2 protein-coding genes and 1 pseudogene are annotated in these 2,287 nt (G+C 71.1%); all 3 read right to left on the minus strand.

Features of this window, described 5'->3' with window-relative positions:
• The coding region (locus I53_RS35770; protein WP_286009588.1) for a PAS domain-containing protein at positions 1-1,239 on the minus strand (1,239 nt) is incomplete at its 3' end.
• A 160-nt stretch (positions 1,240-1,399) separates the two neighbouring features.
• A pseudogene (locus I53_RS35950) lies at positions 1,400-1,657 on the minus strand (hypothetical protein); the annotation flags it as partial.
• On the minus strand, positions 1,654-2,287 hold a 634-nt coding region (gene zapE, locus I53_RS18485), incomplete at its 5' end, for a cell division protein ZapE (RefSeq protein WP_043353311.1). The gene zapE and the pseudogene I53_RS35950, both read right to left, overlap by 4 nt.

Genomic DNA, 2,287 nt, shown 5'->3' on the forward strand with positions numbered 1-2,287 from the left:
GTCGTTGATCAGGCCGAGGAGGTGCCGGGCGTTGGTCTCGATCTTTTTCATGTCGGCGACCAAGTCGGCCTCGCCGATATCCTCCAGCTCCTCCTGCACCATCTCGGAATAGCCGATCACCGCCGAGAGCGGGGTGCGCAACTCGTGGCTCATATTGGCCAGGAACTGGCTCTTGGCGGCGTTGGCGGCCTCTGCGGCGGCGCGGGCCGCCTCGATGGCGGCCTCGGCCTCCTTGCGTTCGGTGATGTCCGTATGGGTCCCGACCCATTCGCGCAGGGTGCCGTCGGATTCGAGGATCGGAACGGCGCGCACGCTCATGTGCCGGTATGCCCCGGAGGCCGCGCGGATCCGGTGCTCCGTCGCGTAGGGCTCCAGGCTGCTCAGGGCGCGGGACCACGCGGCCCGGGTGTGCGGGCGATCCTCGGGATGGACCGCATCCAGGAAGCCGAGCCCTGCATAGGCGGCCTCGTCCTGACCGGTGAAGCGGCTCCAGGCCACCTGGCGTCGGTGCAGGCTGCCCTCCGGGTTGGCGGTCCAGACGATGGCCGCGCTGGCCTCGATCAGCGAACGGAACCGCTCCTCGCTGCGGCGCAGACGGGCCTCGGCCAAATGGCGGATGGTCTCGTCGACCACGACGAGGCCGACGCCTTCCACGTTCTCATCGGTCGCGGCGCTCTCCACGCCCCGGAGCGGGTAGAAGCTCATCGAGAAGTGGCGGACACCGCCGGGAGCGGAGGGAGCCGGCACGGCCACCGGGACGTTCGGCGAGACTAGGCCGTCCTTCAGGGCCGCGGCGAGCTTCAGGGCGAGTTCTTCCCGGAGGGTCGGAAGCATGGCCCAGATCGGCGCGCCGAGATCGGCCCCGAAGCCGCGTTCGCTCATCGTGGCGAGCGCCCGGTTCATGTGCCGGATCTTCAGGTCGCGGTCGAGGAAGCCGAGGCCCACCGGCGCGTTGGCGAGCACGCCGTCGAGCAGGCGGGACATGCGCAAGGATTCCTGCCGGCGCACCAGAGCGAGGCGGGCGAGCAGCACGATCGCGCCCAGCGCCGCCGCCCCCGAGAGCAGGAACAGCAGGAGCCCGCGCCAACCCTCGATCGCCTGAAGGGTGGCGAGACGCTCCAGGGTCGCAGCCTGACGGGCCGCCGCCTCGGCGCGGATCGCGTCCATCAGCTGCTTGCCTTCGCCGGTGCGGACCAGCTCGATGGCCGGCTCGAACCCCTGATTGCGCCGCGCCGCCACGACCCGGGCCGCGAAGTCCCGCTTCTGCGCGATCAGTCCGGCGAGCGAGGGGCCGCCGGCGCGGACCGGATCCTGCGCGGCCGAACCGAGGCCGCGAGTTCCGTCTCGATCTTGGTGAGGCGCTCGTGTAGGGGGTGAGGTAATCCTCGCTGCCGACCAGGACGAAGCCCCGCTCGCTCGTCTCCAGGTCCTTCACCTCGGAGATCAGGCGCTCGATCCCGGCGACGGTGTCGTTCGCGTGGGCCGTCGCGGTCCGGTCGGCCTCGCCGGTGAGGTAGTTCGCCGTGCCGCTGCCCAGGGCGACGACCAGCAGGACGAACGCCGCCGGGGAGCCCAGGAGCCAGCCGAGCGGGCCGGCGCTGCGCCAGTTCCGCCGACGCAAGGAGAAGATCGATCCGACGCGAGACGGGGCGCTCACGTCTCCACCAGCCCGGTGCTGGCACCCGACGCCTCGGAATCGGGCCGGCCGTGCGGCTGGGCGAGGTATTCCCGCGACCGCATCTCGATGAGGCGCGAGACGGTCCGGTCGAACTCGAAGGCCTCGCGGCCGCTCTCGGCGGTGTAGAGCTCCTGCGCGTCGGCGTCCGCGGAGGCCACGAGCTTCACGTGCCGGTCGTAGAGCGTGTCGACCAGCGTGATGAAGCGCTTGGCCTCGTTCCGGTCCGCCTCTGCCATGACCGGGATCCCGTCCAGAATGACCGTGTGGTAGGCGCGGGCGAGCGCCATGTAGTCGGAGGCGCCGAGCGGCTTGCGGCAGAGATCGTCGAAACCGAACCGGGCCACGCCGGTCGCCTGCTCGGGGACCTCCACGGCCCGGCCGTGAACCGTGACCGTCGCCGGAAGGCCCCGGACCTTTCCGGTCAGTCCCTTGAAGGCGGCGTCGAGGGCGGCGCGCGCCTTGGCGTCGGCGGGAACGTGATAGACGGCCGCGCCGCCGAGCTTCTCCAGTCGGAAGTCGGTACGGGCGTCGAGCCGGACGACGTCCACGCGCTCCTTCAGGGTCGCGACGAACGGCAGGAACAGCGCCCGGTCAGCCCGCCCTCTAAAG

The organism is Methylobacterium sp. B1 (assembly GCF_000333255.1).
GTDB lineage: Bacteria > Pseudomonadota > Alphaproteobacteria > Rhizobiales > Beijerinckiaceae > Methylobacterium > Methylobacterium fujisawaense.